Consider the following 248-nt stretch of genomic DNA (forward strand, 5'->3'; position numbering starts at 1 on the left):
GATCACTCGCCAGAAATGCTTGTTCTGAAACAACGCGACGTAGTACGTCAACTCGCGTGGATAGAAAAACAGGCTCGCGCCGTAGCTGCCGTTGTACGTGGTGCGCAGTTCGCTCAGCTTCGTGTCCTGGATCATCTGCATCAACTCGGCGACATTGCCTTGCACTTCGGCCGACGACGACGCCGAAACCGAAGCCGACGACGCCGCCGACGACGAACCCGACGCCGCATCGCGCAGCGCGTCGGCGA

At 60.9% G+C, this 248-nt stretch carries 1 protein-coding gene; it reads right to left on the reverse strand.

The genetic code is table 11. From position 1 onward, the window contains the following. On the reverse strand, positions 1-248 hold a 248-nt coding region (locus SB822_RS59605), incomplete at both ends, for a DUF2968 domain-containing protein (protein WP_410859439.1).

Origin of the sequence: Paraburkholderia sp. SIMBA_054 (assembly GCF_046534875.1) — a bacterium.
In the GTDB taxonomy this organism is placed as follows: domain Bacteria; phylum Pseudomonadota; class Gammaproteobacteria; order Burkholderiales; family Burkholderiaceae; genus Paraburkholderia; species Paraburkholderia hospita.